The sequence below is a fragment of the Paraburkholderia fungorum genome (assembly GCF_003610895.1).
GTDB classification, from domain to species: domain Bacteria; phylum Pseudomonadota; class Gammaproteobacteria; order Burkholderiales; family Burkholderiaceae; genus Paraburkholderia; species Paraburkholderia fungorum_B.
In genome coordinates this window covers 179439-193073 of record NZ_MCAS01000007.1, presented here as the reverse complement: position 1 = coordinate 193073, position 13635 = coordinate 179439, and the positions used below count along the sequence as shown (strand labels likewise).

Below are 13635 nucleotides of genomic sequence, written 5' to 3'. Positions count from 1 at the left end.
GTTTTGCATCGATTCGCGCTGCGGCCCCGGCGAGCGCTCCGGATAAAAAGATCGTCCTAGTCACACCGCGCGGCGGATGACACAGTGGCGGCGTAAGCCTTCAGCCATTCAGGGAGCACGGCGTGTCCGATTCGAATACCGATTCGATTACCTATCGACCTTTCACCCAGGACGACATCGCCGCCGCGCACGCGTTGACCGTCGAGCTCAAATGGCCGCATCGCGCGGACGACTGGCGATTCGTGACGCTTCTGGGCGTAGGTTTCGTCGCGGAAGACGCGAGCGGCATGATCGGCACGGCGTTGTGCTGGAAATACGGCGCCGACCGGGCCTCGCTCGGCATGGTGATCGTCTCTCCGGCAAACCAGGGGCGCGGCATTGGCAGAAAACTGATGGAACTGGTGCTGGAAGAACTCGGCGGCCGGATCACGTTTTTGCACGCCACGCCGGCGGGACAGCCTTTGTACGAAAAACTCGGCTTTCGCGCGCTCGGCACGCTCGACCAGCATCAGGGCGCAGCGTTCCAGCCGCCGCTGGTTTCCCTGCCGCCCGGGGAACGGCTGCGCCCGCTCGGGTCGAGCGATACCGCGCGGCTGGTCGAACTGGCCTCGCAGGCAAGCGGCCTCGATCGTGGCGAAGTCCTGCCCGCACTATTGAACGCCGCCGATGGTATCGCCCTCGACCGCGACGGCGAACTGGTCGGCTTCGCGCTGTTTCGCCGCTTCGGCAAGGGCTTTGCGATCGGACCGGTGGTCGCGCCCGCATCGGAGGATTCGAGCCGCGCCAAGGCATTGATCAGCCACTGGCTGGCGCTCAATGAAGGCGTGTTCGTACGCATCGATACGCCGGGCGAGAGCGGCCTGACCGAATGGCTGACGCAGTTGGGGATTCCGCGGGTGGATACGGTCGTCAAGATGGTTCGGCACGCCACGCCGGCCGATGTTATCGGTGAAGGCAAAAAAAGCACCTATCTGCAATACGGCATCATCAACCAGGCGATCTGCTAATTCATCATGGCCTTTCTTTATAAAGCCGACCCGGCGCGTGGCGCGCAATGGGCCAAACTCTTTGCGCAGAAAGCGCCTGAGCTGCCGTTCCACATCTGGCCCGATCTGGGCGATCCGGCCGCGATCCGCTACCTCGCCGCCTGGCAACCGCCGCAGGATCCCACCCTCACCTTCCCGAACCTTGAAATCGTTTTCTCGGTCGGCGCGGGCATCGACCAGTTCGATCTGTCAGGCGTGCCGGCGCATGTGCCGGTCGTGCGGATGATCGAGCCGGGCATTATTGAGGGGATGGTCGAATACGTCACGCAAGCCGTACTGACGATTCATCGCGATCTGTTCGATTACGATCTCCAGCAGCAACAACAGGTCTGGCGCGAACTGCCGCTCAAGCCGGCCAGCGAGCGCCGTGTCGGCGTACTGGGGCTCGGCGTGCTGGGTACGGCGGTGCTGGAAAAGCTGCGGCTATTCGGTTTCGCCTGCGCCGGCTGGAGCCGGTCGCCGCGCGAGATTGCGGGCGTCGATTGTTATGCAGGCGAAGGCGCGCTGGATGAATTTCTCGCCCGTACCGACATTCTGATCTGCCTCTTGCCGCTCACGCCCGCCACGCGCGGCCTGCTCGATGCCGGGTTGTTCGCGAAGCTGCCCCGCGGCGCGTCGCTGATTCAAACCGGGCGCGGTCCGCATCTGAACCAGCCCGATCTGCTGGCCGCACTGGACAGCGGCCAGTTGCACAGCGCCATTCTCGACGTCACCGATCCCGAGCCGCTGCCTGCCGGTCATCCGCTGTGGACGCATCCACGGGTGCGCATCACGCCCCATATCGCCAGCGCCACGCGGCCCGAAAGCGCCGTCGACGTGGTGCTCGAGAATCTGCGCCGCCATCGCGAAGGCCTGCCGATGCTCGGTCAGATCGACCGCACGCAGGGATATTGAACGCGGCGCCGCGGCGCTGAATGAAATACCCGCCCGCCGGCGCTTTTCAGCGTCCGCAGCAGAAAATGCTGAGGCCGCGTATCAAAACGCGTCGTGTGCGCTTTTCAGACATTTGTTTAGGTGAGCAGGCAATCGTCGTGGGTCAGTAGTATGGAACGGTCAACAGCCCCTTTCCGCGACGAGAACCCATCATGCCGATTCATTCGCTCATTGAAGCCGACCGCAAGCATCTGATTCACCCGGTTATCAACTACCGCGCGCACGAAGCCCGCGGCGTCACCGTCCTCGAGTCCGCCCGCGGCGCGTTCCTGCGCGACGCGGACGGCAACGAACTGCTCGACGCCTTCTCGGGTCTGTGGTGCGTGAATGTGGGCTACGGCCAGCAGAGCATTGTCGACGCCGCCACCGCGCAGATGCAGAAACTGCCTTACGCGACCGGCTATTTCCATTTCGGCTCAGCCCCGGCAATCGAACTGGCGCAAAAGCTGGTGGAGGTGTCGCCCGCTTCGCTGCAACACGTGTATTTCACGCTGGGCGGCTCCGACGCGGTCGATTCGGCCATCCGTTTCATCACGCACTACTTCAACGCAACCGGACGGCCGGCGAAGAAACACATCATCGCGCTGCAACGCGGCTACCATGGTTCCTCGACAATGGGAGCGGGGCTCACCGCCCTGCCCGTGTTTCACCGCAACTTCGATCTGCCGCTGCCGAACCAGCATCATCTGCCGTCACCGTACGCGTACCGCAACGATTTCGCCGACGACGCCGCATTGATCGCCGCCTCGGTAGCGGCGCTGGAAGCGAAGGTGGCCGAACTCGGCGCCGGCAACGTTGCGGCCTTCTTCTGCGAACCGATTCAGGGATCGGGCGGCGTGATCGTGCCGCCGGTCGGCTGGTTGAAAGCGATGCGCGAGAGTTGCCGCAAGCTCGGCATCCTGTTCGTCGCCGACGAAGTCATCACCGGTTTCGGCCGTACGGGTCCGCTATTCGCCTGCCAGGGCGAAAACGTCGAACCGGATCTGATGACCGTGGCGAAAGGCCTGACCGCCGGCTATGCGCCGATGGGCGCCGTACTGATGTCTGACGAAATCTACCAGGGCATTGCCGACGGCGACGCCGAAGCGGCGGTCGGCCACGGCCATACGTACTCGGCCCATCCGGTAAGCGCGGCCATCGGTCTCGAAGTGCTGCGCCTCTATCACGAAGGCGGTCTGCTCGCGAACGGTGTGGCACGTGGCCCGCGTTTCGCCCGCGGCCTCGACGCGCTGCTCGCGCATCCGCTGGTGGGCGACTCGCGCCATCGCGGCCTGCTCGGCGCACTCGAACTGGTCTCGGACAAGGACAGCAAGGCGGGTTTCGACCCGGCGCTGAAACTGTCCGAGCGGATCGCCACGGCGGCGTATGCAAATCGTCTGATCTTCCGTGCGTTCGGCGACAATATTCTGGGCTTTGCGCCGGCGCTGTCGTACACGGAAGCCGAGTTCGATCTGATGTTCGAGCGCCTCGAAAAGACCCTCGACGACGTTCTCGCGCAGGCCGATGTCCGGGCCGCGCTGAACGTCAAAATTCATGCCACTGCGTGCTAGAGTAGAGGACTCTTCGAGCCCCCTTCACCCATCGCCGGAGCGACAACGTTACGATGAGCAGCGACTGCAAGCTGGACCGGATTGACCTGCGCATACTTTCACAGTTGCAGAAGAAAGGCCGCATAACCAACGTCGAGCTTGCCGACGCGGTCGGCCTGTCGCCCAGTCCTTGCCTGATCCGGGTCAAGCGTCTGGAGAAGGCCGGCTACATCATCGGCTACGGTGCACAGATCCAGCTCGAAAAGCTCGGCGACGTGCAGATCGTGTTTACCGAAGTCACGCTCGCCGATCATCGGCGGGAAGACTTCATCAAGTTCGTGAACGCGATCAAGGACGTCGACGAGATCGTCGAGTGCCATCTGGCGAGCGGCGGCTACGACTACTTGCTGAAGTTCGTCACGCGCAGCGTGAGCCACTATCAGAGCATTGTCGAAGGGTTGCTTGAGCGCGATATCGGCATCGAGAAGTACTTCAGCTACGTAATCATCAAGTCGCCGTTCGTGAAGAGCCATTACCCGCTCGAAACACTGTTCTCGCAGAACCATAACTAGTGCGGCAGCCGGGCGGGCACGCCCGGCCACTCCCCCGTTACGGATAGTCGCTGAAGCGGGAAGCCGGTTCGCTTCCCGTCGTCGCCGGTGTGTAACCCGGCACGTTCGCGCGAAACTGATTGAGCAAGCCATTATCGACCTGCGAAAAACCCTTGAGCTGGAGTTGCATCAGCACACGCGTGCCGGTGCTGGGCGAGGTGGTCGAGGTGGCGTTGGTGTATTTCTCGAACGCCACGCCAAGCGACCAGCAGTCCGAATCGTACTGAAGCCCCAGCAAGCCTGCGATCAGCCGATGCGTGCTCATGTCGTAATTGACCCGCGCGACACTGACGACATTGTGCGAGAGCGGCCATTGCTCGGACACGATGAACTGATTGACCGGCTGATAATCGAGCGTGCTGTTGGCGCGCGTGTAGCGATACGCGACATTCAACACCTGCTTTGAAGCAGGCGACCAGCCAAAACCGATCTCCGCATTCGAGAGGTAGTGGTTGGCCTGACTGTACTCCACGGCCTGTTCCGCCGAAAAACCCGGACCCAGCTTATACGACGCGCCGCCAATCACACTCGTGCGCGCCACGGTGCCGATAGGATCGCCGGGATTGAGGGTCACCTGGGGGGCGCGAAAATCGTACTGCTCCGCCAGAACGAAACGGGCCCGCTCATCGCCGCTCGCAGGATCGATAAAGCGCGTGGTCAGTGCCGCCGTCACGCGGTTGGCATCGGAGACCCGGTCATTGCCGACGAAGCTGTTGGGCATGAACAGTTCCGCCAGCCCGAAATCGGCCGTCGCCGTATCGAACAAGGGCGCGAACGACTGGTTGCGGTAAGGCGTGTACACATAGAACAGCCGCGGTTCGAGCGTCTGGATGTACGACTGCCCGAAGAGCCGCACGTTGCGTTCGAAGCGCATGCCCGAATCGAGGCTGAAGGTCGGCACGTTGATATCGAAGGTCTTCGGCTGACCAGCAGGCGCATCCGATCCGATCGTCGTCAGGTCATACGCGGCGAAATGCCATGCGAGCTTCGGCGTGATGAACCATCCAGGGCGCTCGATCGGATAGCTCACGTAAGGGTTGAAAACGAAGCGGCTGCCTTGCGTCGCATCCGCGGTCGAAATCGTGAAGCGTGTCGCATCCGCTTCAGCCCCGAAGTCGAAGCCGCCCACGTTATAACGCGCGTAATGGACATTGACCTGCGGCTCGCGGTTATAGGTCGAGTCGCTCGTGAAAGCCTGCCAACGCTGCTCGCGAGCCAGCACACTCCACGGCCCGTTCGAGTAAGTCAAACCCGCTTCCTGCTGATACAGCGTGGTGGAGCCCGTCGGAAACGCGACGCCCGACGAAAGGTCGGTGACCACCGCCGAGTCCGACACCCGGTTGTAATTGACGTATGCACCGAAGCCCGAACCGAGCTTCCAGGTCTGATTCACCGCAATCGAATAGCGGTCAGTGTTGGTGATCTGATCGTGCGGCAGCCACGCAACCGAGATCGACCCCGAATCGTTCGGCTGCAGATAGCGATAGTCTGCCGTCAGCATCTCGCCGCGTTTCGACATGATGCGAGGCGTCAGCGTGAGATCGTAGTTCGGCGCGAGGTTGAAGTAGTACGGCAACTCGACGTCGACGCCGTTGGTCGAACTGATCGAGAACGTGGGCGGCAGGAAGCCGCTGCGCCGCGCGCCGGACAACGGAAACGATAGCCACGGACTCGCCAGCAGCGGCACACCCTGGAAAAACAGCACGCCGTAGTGTGCGATCCCTTCGTCGTTGCCGGTATCCATGTCGAACTCCGAGGCCTTCAGATACCACGCAGGGTCCGACTCGCATTGGCAGGTGCTGTACGTACCGTGATGAACGACTGTGCGCTCGTTGTCGAGCAGATCCGCGCGCTCAGCGCTGCCCCAGCCGCCAGTCAGATGAAAGCGGTATTTGGGCACGCTGATGGTGCCTTCATTCGCGTCGACGTAGAAATGCGCGTCCGGGCCATTGAACACATTGCCGTCGTCGACCAGTTGCACGTGCCCATACGCATCGGCCTTGTCGGTATCGACGTCGTAGTGCAGCGCATCGCCTTGGACGATAGACGCATAACGCCGCAATTGCGCGTTTCCTTTCAGCGAAACGTCCGTGCCGGTCGTGGTAGTGATCGAATCGGCGATAGCGGAAGTGGCGGGCTTGTCGCCCGCCCGTAAAGGATGTTCCGTCAGTTGCGGGTCGAGCCGCAGGCCCCAGACGCCGTCGAGCGGTTCCGGAATCGCGGACACCCCGGCCAGTTGTGCATATCCGGCAAGCGGCACGCATCCGGCCGCACCCAGCATGAACGAAACGAGAGGCCTTAAGCGTAGGCGTCGAAATACACCGCGTAGTATCAAAACAGATAAGGATCGGAAAGGATAACGGACGCATCAAGGCGAACAGAAGCCCTGACCTGAGGCAGGATGAACCGCGCTGAGTGCGCGCGGCGCTACTGGAGCGTGACGTCGTGAGAATGGGGACTCGCCGCGCCTGCCGCGTCCGCCGCTCTCGCGGCACCGCCCAGCGCCTGCAGCAGATGCGGAATCTGTTCTGCGGGCAAGGAAAACGAAAGCCCCGCGCTGCCGGATAGACGGAACCGGATCACCACCATTTCCATGCCGTGCAACCTGCCGACTTCCCAGCCCTGGCAATGCAGCGCGAAACCCATCTCCTGATTGTTATGAATCACGCGGTCGGCGTGCTCGATTGCATTGGGGAGCGCCACCAGCAGGTCGTTGAGCACCGAACGGTGCAGCGCCGCGGTGGGTTGATTGCCGTGTATCAGCAGATATTGCCCATCCGCGGTGAGCTGCATATCGGTGATCGAGTTCAGCACGAAGGTCGACGGATCAGACACGGCGTGCGCCCTCCCGTGTGTACGCGGCATGGCTCACGGGCCGCCCCTGCGCGCTCGTGACCGTGTTGCCGGACCCGTCTCGCAGCATGCGCTTTGACGCCATTGCCAGACGTGCCGAGAAGATCGGCGAAGAGCTGACGCGCAAGACAGCCTCAAGAATCGCTGGTGAAAGAAATTCGATCATGACCCGTTCTCCAAATGGTGCTACGCAGGTAGCAAAAGCCGACCATTTGACGATAGCAGCGCAAGAATCGCGTCAGGTTACGCGCGCACTACGCTTCCTTCGGATCTGTAACGCATTATTTCCAAGCCTGTACGGCAATCCCCGCCAGCCCGAGTAACCGGCGCGATACACAGGTTAGCAACCCTAATGGGCGGAAAGTTTTCCGTAACAGATAGCAGGGAAACACGCTCCTATACTTCGCGCTTTCCAGAGCCACGGAACGTCGTTTCGAATGCATCGCTCGCTGTCGAGCGTTCTTGTTTGCGCTTCGCGCGCTGCATCAGGACAGAACCCCAAGATGAATCTTCAAGCTTTAACGAGCCGTATCGCGGGTGCGCTCTCGCTCGCCGGCATCACGCTGACCGCCGGGTCGGCTCACGCGGCACAACCGTTCATCGTGCAGGACATCCGGATCGAAGGGCTCAAACGCATCGAACCCGGCACCCTGTTTGCCTATCTGCCCATCAAGCAAGGCAGCATGTTTAGCGACGACAAGGCATCCGACGCCATTCGCGCGCTCTATGCCACGGGTTTCTTCAACGACGTCAAGATCTCGACTGAAGGCAGCACCGTCGTCGTTCAGGTTCAGGAACGTCCGGCAGTGGGCACGATCGACTTCGCCGGCATTCATGAATTCGACAAGGAGAACCTGACCAAGGCGCTCAATTCGGTCGGGCTTTCGCAAGGCCGCTATTACGACAAAGCGCTGGTCGACAAGGCCGAGCAGGAATTGAAGCGCCAGTACCTGACGCGCGGCTATTACGCCGCCGAAGTCACCACCACGATCACGCCGATCGACCGCAACCGGGTGGCCATTCTGTTCTCGGTGGCGGAAGGTCCGAGTGCGAAGATCCGCCAGATCAACTTCATCGGCAACACGGTATTCAGCACGGACACCTTACGCGACGAAATGCAGATGTCCACGCCGAACTGGTTCTCGTGGTACACGAAAAACGACCTGTATGCGAAAGACAAACTCACCGGTGACCTGGAGCACATTCGCTCTTACTACCTGAACCGGGGTTATCTGGAATTCAACATCGAGTCGACCCAGGTCTCGCTTACGCCGGACAAGAAGGAGATGTATCTCACGGTCACGCTGCACGAAGGCGAGCCGTATACGGTGTCGTCGATCAAGCTCGCGGGCGATCTGCTCGACCGCGAGCCGGAGCTGGCGAAACTGGTGAATATCAAACCTGGCGAGCGTTTTTCCGCCGAAAAACTTCAGGCCACCACGAAGGCCATCGTGGATAGACTCGGCGAGTACGGCTACGCGTTCGCCACCGTCAACGCCCAGCCGCAGATCGATCAGGAACACCACAAGGTCGACGTGACGCTGCAGGTGGACCCGAGCCGCCGCGTGTACGTGCGTCATATCAACGTGTCCGGCAATACGCGCACCCGTGACGAGGTGATCCGCCGCGAAATGCGCCAGCTTGAAAGCTCGTGGTTCGACTCGAACCGCCTCACGCTGTCGAAAGACCGCGTCAACCGTCTCGGCTACTTCACCGATGTCGACGTGACCACGGTGCCGGTTGAAGGCACGCCGGACCAGGTCGATGTCGACGTCAAGGTGACCGAAAAGCCGACCGGCGCGATCACGCTCGGCGCGGGTTACTCCTCGACGGACGAAGTGGTGCTCTCCGCGGGCATATCGCAGGACAACGTATTTGGCTCGGGCACCAGCCTCGCATTGAACGTGAACACCGCGAAGACCTACCGCACGCTGACGGTGACGCAAACCGATCCTTACTTCACCGTGGACGGCATCAAACGGATCACCGATGTCTACTATCGCACCACGTACCCTCTATACAACTTTAGCGACACGAGTTTCCGGATCATCACGGTCGGCGCGGATCTGAAGTTCGGCATTCCGTTCTCCGAAGCCGATACCGTCTATTTCGGCGTCGGTCTGGAACAGAACCGGCTGGACATCGATTCCTCCACGCCGCAAAGCTATAAGGACTACGTGGCCGAGTTCGGCCACGTAGTCAACAACGTGCCGCTCACCGTAGGCTGGGCCCGTGACGATCGCGACAGTGTCCTGGTACCGAGCCGCGGTTATTTCCTGCAAACCAATGGCGAGGTGGGCACGCCGCTTGGCGGCACCCAGTACTACAAGGCGGACGTTCAGGCGCAGTACTACTATTCGTTCGCGCGCGGCTTCATTCTCGGCCTGAATCTTCAAGGCGGCTACGGCAACGGTTTCGCCGGAAAAGCGTATCCGATCTTCAAGAATTACTACGCGGGGGGTATCGGCTCGGTACGCGGCTACGAGGCGGGTTCGCTCGGGCCTACCGACCAGACGACCGGCGACCCGATCGGCGGCTCGCGCATGGTGGTAGCCAATGTCGAAATGACGGTCCCGCTGCCGGGCACGGGCTGGGACCGGACGCTGCGTGTCTTCACCTTCCTGGACGCAGGCAACGTCTGGGGCAACGAAGGCAACAGTACAGGCGCCAACGGATTGCGGTACAGCTACGGCGCGGGTCTCGAGTGGATCTCGCCGATCGGTCCGCTCAAGCTGTCGCTCGGCTTCCCGGTGGTCAGACACGCCACCGACAAGTACCAGGTATTCCAGTTCCAGATCGGCACATCGTTCTAGCCAGCAACAACGCTCGCGGTTGTTGCATGAGGACCGCGGGCATCCCACCCGCCATTTGATCGCGCCGGGAGCCCAGCCGCCCATAACCGGCTCGCGGTCTCATTCAGTACGCCTCAGCCTCCCGCCTGCTCCGTTTTCACAAAGTCTCCTCAATTTCACCATCGTTGCTCCGACATTGATCCCTATGATTCGCTCATCATCAGGGCGATCGCGTACGGCGGTTCGCTTCTGGGTTCGATATGCCGGTCCGGAGCAGCGGATCGTTGAAATGGCTGAACGTGAACGTCGCATGGATTGCAAGCGTCGATTCCGCTTGGGAGGTAACGCAGATTGATGACTATCAGCCTTCTCGTAGTCGAACCGGATCAGGCGATCCGGGATCAGTTGCGCTTTCATCTTCACAAGAACGAGATCGCGCTTTCCGTGCTGTATAGCGCGGCTCAGCTTGTCAGCCGGGTGGAACGGGAGTGTCCGTCAGCGATTCTATTGCGTGCCGAAGCACCCATGGTCGAAGCGCGCGAGGCGCTCCGGCAATTGCGCCTCGCGGGCTACGACATGCCGGTGTTCATCCAGAGCAGCTCCGGCGAGATCGTCGACAAGGTCGTTGCTTTCGAATTGGGCGCGGACGACTATATCGTCGACCCTGTCGATCCGCACGAGTTGACTGCGCGGATCAAGCGCGCCGTGCAGCGCTGCAATCGCTCGCTTTGCGACGCGCCGGAAATTCGCGAGAAGGTTTCGTTCGGCAGTTACCAGATCGATTTCGCTACGCGGCGTCTGATAAAAGATGGCTGCGAAATCCCGCTGCGCTCGGGCGAGTTTGCGTTACTCAAACTGTTTGCCAGCAACCCGATGCGGATATTGACGCGCGCAATGGTCAACAGCCAGCTAGGCAGGGCGGAGAGTCAGAAGGCGAGTCTGGATGTTGCGGTCTGCCGTTTGCGCAGCGTGATAGAAGCCGATCCGTCCGCCCCCAGGTTCATTCAAACCTTGCGCGGACGAGGCTATATGTTCGTGCCCTCGCCGGAGTCGCCACCCTCGCGCGGGGTGCGCGAAAGTGCAAGCCATGTCGCGCTATTTTCGGCCCTGCGCCACGGCTAGCTTCATGATCGGCAAGGTCATTGCCGCGTCGATCACGTCGACCAGATCGATATCGCCGAAATAATCGGCATACAGATCGCCGGTCACTGCCAGCAGGCCGCCGAATCCGTAGTGGAAGTCCGCTGGAACGATGGGCCTGAACCCCGATGCATAGTGGACACGTGGCGAGCACCCGTCCAGATCATCCGCATTGGCCACGGCCGCGCTGCCATTGCGGCCGGCGAAAGCGTCGACGCTCTCCTGGTGCAAACCATGGCGGATCGAAAAGCAGCAGATCGATACCACAGCCAGAACGAGTATGAGAATGCGCATAAAGAAAACGTTCAAAGTTGACCCTGACAATCAGACAGCCGTAGGACACCGAAGTTTTTTGGCTAAATTACAATCCCTTTCTGCTGCATCGGGCCGCTTTCGGCAAGGCGGCCAACAACGCAGCTGAGCCGCGCTCAACCGCGCCGCAGACGTACGCGATTCGCAGGCGTGCCGGGGTCGTCCGTCAGGGTATGACGTTGACCGTTGCGATGATCGCGCACACGCTCCCTGATTTCAGCCACGGTCGCGACGCCTCGCACGGCAATGCAGGAGTACTCGCCGTTCCGGTTGATCCACTCGACGATCCGGCAGCACTCGCCCCACGGTTGCATGAGCGGCTCGGAAACCCGGCAACCCCGAATCTTCACGACGTCTTTAACCCGCGATGCGCCGGCACCGTTTTCAGCCTTGCGGTGGGAGCCGGCAGCCGCGGCTGCCGCGATTGTCTTGCGGCCAGGTTGGAATCCGCGCGGCTCGGCGCGGTTCACAGATGAGGACACTTGCATGAGATTGCTCCATTGACGGAACCGACCACCGGACATGGCCTCTTTTTCAGGCCACCTTAAAAGTGCCGTACCATCATATTCAGACAACACGCAGATACAACGAAGAAAGGATGGAGAAGTTGTGGAGATTCACCGCTCACTGTGGATTGACATGGCATTCATCTAGAATTCAGCCATGCAAAGTGAAACCATCCGGATTCGTTCAAGCCGCCCTTTCGGGACCCTTCTCGCGCGCGTGCGGCAGCAGCAGCGGATGAGAATGCGCTTTGGCATCACCTGGAAGATGTTCCTCGCGGTATTGGTCGCCTGCCTCGCGATTTCCCTGACGATGGGCTACGCCCTGCGCGTGAGCTTTGAAAACGGTTTCCTGCACTATGTCCGGGAGCGCAACGCCGGGCGCATCAAAGCGGTCATGGCGAAGGTCACGAGCGAATACGCCGCGCACGGCAACTGGAATTTCCTGCGGGACCATCCCGACGTGTGGGTCGCGCTGCTGGACACCGCCGCGCACGACGCCCTGCGCGAAGAACTCGCCACGGCGCAACTGGGCAAGCTGCCCGGCTGGCGAACCTTTCCGGGAAGCGGCAGCGTGCAGCAACTGCTCGGGCCGCTCTCCGGGCCCTCCGAAGGACCGCATTGGGGTATGCGCCTGCCGGCGGCGCCACCCTCCGGTCCGGACATCGCCATGGAGCGTGACCGTGTATCGGCAAGCGGGGTCGTGGGCGGCGACAGTCGTTTTGACCGGGCGCCGCCTTCCGCCGCCTTGCCGCCTTTACCCTCGTTGCCGCCGCCCACCGCCTCGGCGCAGCGTGACGGTATGGCACGCGACACGCCGCCCGAAGGGCCGCCCGTCACACTCTACGACGCCAGTCATGAACTCGTGGCGAGCACCGGCCAGCCGCCGCCCCCGGGCAGCACCATGAGACCGGTTGTCTACAGCGGCAAGGTTGTGGGCTGGCTCGCCGTGAACGGACCCGACACTCTTTCGGACGCCGCCGACATCGCATTCCAGGCGCAGCAGAAACGCTCGACCTGGCAGATCGCGGGCGTTGCCGTCGTGCTCGCGGCGCTGGTCGCGCTGATACTCGCGCGCATCGTTCTCGCGCCGGTCAAGCGCCTGATGAACGCGACCCACCGCCTCGCCGGCGGCGACTATACGACCCGGGTGCCGGCCGGCAGACGCGACGAGCTTGGCCGGCTGGCGGGCGACTTCAATGTATTGGCCGATTCGTTGCAAAGAGCCGAGCGCTCGCGGCGCGATTTCATCGCGGACATTTCACACGAGCTGCGCACGCCGCTCGCCGTGCTGCGCGGCGAACTGGAAGCGATCGAAGACGGTGTGCATGTGTTCAACCACGCTTCGCTCACCTCGCTGCAAACCGAAGTGAACATGCTCAACAAGCTCATCGAAGATCTATACGAGCTTTCTTTGAGCGACGTCGGCGCGCTCAGCTATCGCAAGACGCCGACCCATGTCGGGGAGCTGGCGCGAGCGTCGATCGAGGCCATGCGGGAATCGTTCAAGGCGAAACGCATCGCGCTCGACCTGACCTGCACGCCGGAAATCGCCGAGACCACGTTCGCGGTCGACCCCGCGCGTTTCGTACAACTGCTGAAGAACCTGCTGCTAAATTCATTGCGCTATACCGATCCGGACGGTCAGGTGCACGTATCGCTTTCGCAGAGCGCCAGCGGTTGGCAACTCGACGTAGAGGATTCGCTGCCCGGTGTGCCCGAGGCCGCGCTCGATCATCTGTTCGACCGCTTCTATCGCGTGGACGAATCGCGCAGCCGCCAGAACGGTGGCGCGGGCCTCGGCCTCTCGCTATGCCACGCGATTGTGACGGCGCATGGCGGTACGATCGGCGCCAAGGCCTCGCCGCTCGGCGGCGTCTGGATCACGGCCCGTTTTCCGCCGGAAGGAGACTGAC

12 protein-coding genes are annotated in these 13635 nt (G+C 61.7%); 7 read left to right on the top strand and 5 right to left on the bottom strand.

Annotated features, from left to right (window positions below):
- The first annotated feature begins 122 nt into the window (after positions 1-122).
- The 4 genes from BCY88_RS09150 to BCY88_RS09135 all read left to right on the top strand — a co-directional run bounded on the left by BCY88_RS09150 (position 123) and on the right by BCY88_RS09135 (position 4080).
- A complete protein-coding gene (locus BCY88_RS09150; RefSeq protein ID WP_120343938.1) occupies positions 123-1007 on the top strand; it encodes a GNAT family N-acetyltransferase in 885 nt (294 codons plus the stop codon).
- Positions 1008-1013: 6 nt separating this feature from the next.
- On the top strand, positions 1014-1940 hold the full coding sequence (locus BCY88_RS09145; RefSeq protein ID WP_120343937.1) for a 2-hydroxyacid dehydrogenase: 927 nt from the start codon (positions 1014-1016) through the stop codon (positions 1938-1940).
- A 191-nt stretch (positions 1941-2131) separates the two neighbouring features.
- Positions 2132-3529, top strand: coding sequence for an aspartate aminotransferase family protein (locus BCY88_RS09140; protein WP_120343936.1), 1398 nt, complete (start codon positions 2132-2134; stop codon positions 3527-3529).
- Positions 3530-3582: 53 nt separating this feature from the next.
- The gene (locus BCY88_RS09135) at positions 3583-4080 is read left to right on the top strand and encodes an Lrp/AsnC family transcriptional regulator (RefSeq protein WP_064265480.1); all 498 of its coding nucleotides are present in this window, start codon (positions 3583-3585) and stop codon (positions 4078-4080) included.
- Positions 4081-4117: 37 nt separating this feature from the next.
- On the opposite strand, the gene BCY88_RS09130 is transcribed toward BCY88_RS09135, so the two are convergent.
- From BCY88_RS09130 to BCY88_RS09120, 3 genes are all read right to left on the bottom strand, one after another.
- Positions 4118-6400, bottom strand: a complete 2283-nt coding sequence (locus tag BCY88_RS09130) for an LPS-assembly protein LptD (protein ID WP_120343935.1) — start codon at positions 6398-6400, stop codon at positions 4118-4120.
- Positions 6401-6546: 146 nt separating this feature from the next.
- Positions 6547-6954, bottom strand: a complete 408-nt coding sequence (locus tag BCY88_RS09125; RefSeq protein ID WP_120343934.1) for a hypothetical protein — start codon at positions 6952-6954, stop codon at positions 6547-6549.
- Positions 6947-7138 carry a hypothetical protein gene (locus BCY88_RS09120; protein ID WP_120343933.1) on the bottom strand — a complete coding sequence of 64 codons (192 nt, stop codon included), beginning with the start codon at positions 7136-7138 and terminating at the stop codon, positions 6947-6949. Before BCY88_RS09120 ends, BCY88_RS09125 begins: the two co-directional genes overlap by 8 nt.
- A 337-nt stretch (positions 7139-7475) precedes the next feature.
- Here BCY88_RS09120 and bamA point away from each other — a divergent pair, with 337 nt between their 5' ends.
- Both bamA and BCY88_RS09110 read left to right on the top strand, forming a co-directional pair.
- Positions 7476-9785, top strand: a complete 2310-nt coding sequence (bamA, locus tag BCY88_RS09115) for an outer membrane protein assembly factor BamA (RefSeq protein WP_183081323.1) — start codon at positions 7476-7478, stop codon at positions 9783-9785.
- A gap of 333 nt (positions 9786-10118) precedes the next feature.
- Positions 10119-10886, top strand: a complete 768-nt coding sequence (locus BCY88_RS09110) for a winged helix-turn-helix domain-containing protein (RefSeq protein WP_120343932.1) — start codon at positions 10119-10121, stop codon at positions 10884-10886.
- Here BCY88_RS09110 and BCY88_RS09105 read toward each other — a convergent pair.
- Both BCY88_RS09105 and BCY88_RS40695 read right to left on the bottom strand, forming a co-directional pair.
- The gene (locus tag BCY88_RS09105; protein WP_120343931.1) at positions 10860-11198 is read right to left on the bottom strand and encodes a hypothetical protein; all 339 of its coding nucleotides are present in this window, start codon (positions 11196-11198) and stop codon (positions 10860-10862) included. The two genes, BCY88_RS09110 and BCY88_RS09105, sit on opposite strands and share 27 nt — an antisense overlap.
- A 134-nt stretch (positions 11199-11332) precedes the next feature.
- Positions 11333-11704: a DUF2866 domain-containing protein gene (locus BCY88_RS40695; RefSeq protein WP_120343930.1), complete on the bottom strand. Its 372-nt coding sequence runs from the start codon at positions 11702-11704 to the stop codon at positions 11333-11335.
- 253 nt (positions 11705-11957) lie between these two features.
- Between BCY88_RS40695 and BCY88_RS09095 the strand changes: the two genes are divergently transcribed.
- Positions 11958-13634, top strand: coding sequence for an ATP-binding protein (locus tag BCY88_RS09095; RefSeq protein WP_120343968.1), 1677 nt, complete (start codon positions 11958-11960; stop codon positions 13632-13634).
- Position 13635: the final 1 nt, after the last annotated feature.

Coding starts and splice junctions, on each gene's coding strand:
- BCY88_RS09135 (WP_064265480.1), top strand. CDS start 3,583: ATGAGCAGCGACTGCAAGCTGGACCGGATTGACCTGCGCATACTTTCA.
- BCY88_RS09120 (WP_120343933.1), bottom strand. CDS start 7,138: ATGATCGAATTTCTTTCACCAGCGATTCTTGAGGCTGTCTTGCGCGTC.
- BCY88_RS09095 (WP_120343968.1), top strand. CDS start 11,958: ATGAGAATGCGCTTTGGCATCACCTGGAAGATGTTCCTCGCGGTATTG.
- BCY88_RS09130 (WP_120343935.1), bottom strand. CDS start 6,400: ATGCTGGGTGCGGCCGGATGCGTGCCGCTTGCCGGATATGCACAACTG.
- bamA (WP_183081323.1), top strand. CDS start 7,476: ATGAATCTTCAAGCTTTAACGAGCCGTATCGCGGGTGCGCTCTCGCTC.
- BCY88_RS09145 (WP_120343937.1), top strand. CDS start 1,014: ATGGCCTTTCTTTATAAAGCCGACCCGGCGCGTGGCGCGCAATGGGCC.
- BCY88_RS40695 (WP_120343930.1), bottom strand. CDS start 11,704: ATGCAAGTGTCCTCATCTGTGAACCGCGCCGAGCCGCGCGGATTCCAA.
- BCY88_RS09140 (WP_120343936.1), top strand. CDS start 2,132: ATGCCGATTCATTCGCTCATTGAAGCCGACCGCAAGCATCTGATTCAC.
- BCY88_RS09105 (WP_120343931.1), bottom strand. CDS start 11,198: ATGCGCATTCTCATACTCGTTCTGGCTGTGGTATCGATCTGCTGCTTT.
- BCY88_RS09110 (WP_120343932.1), top strand. CDS start 10,119: ATGACTATCAGCCTTCTCGTAGTCGAACCGGATCAGGCGATCCGGGAT.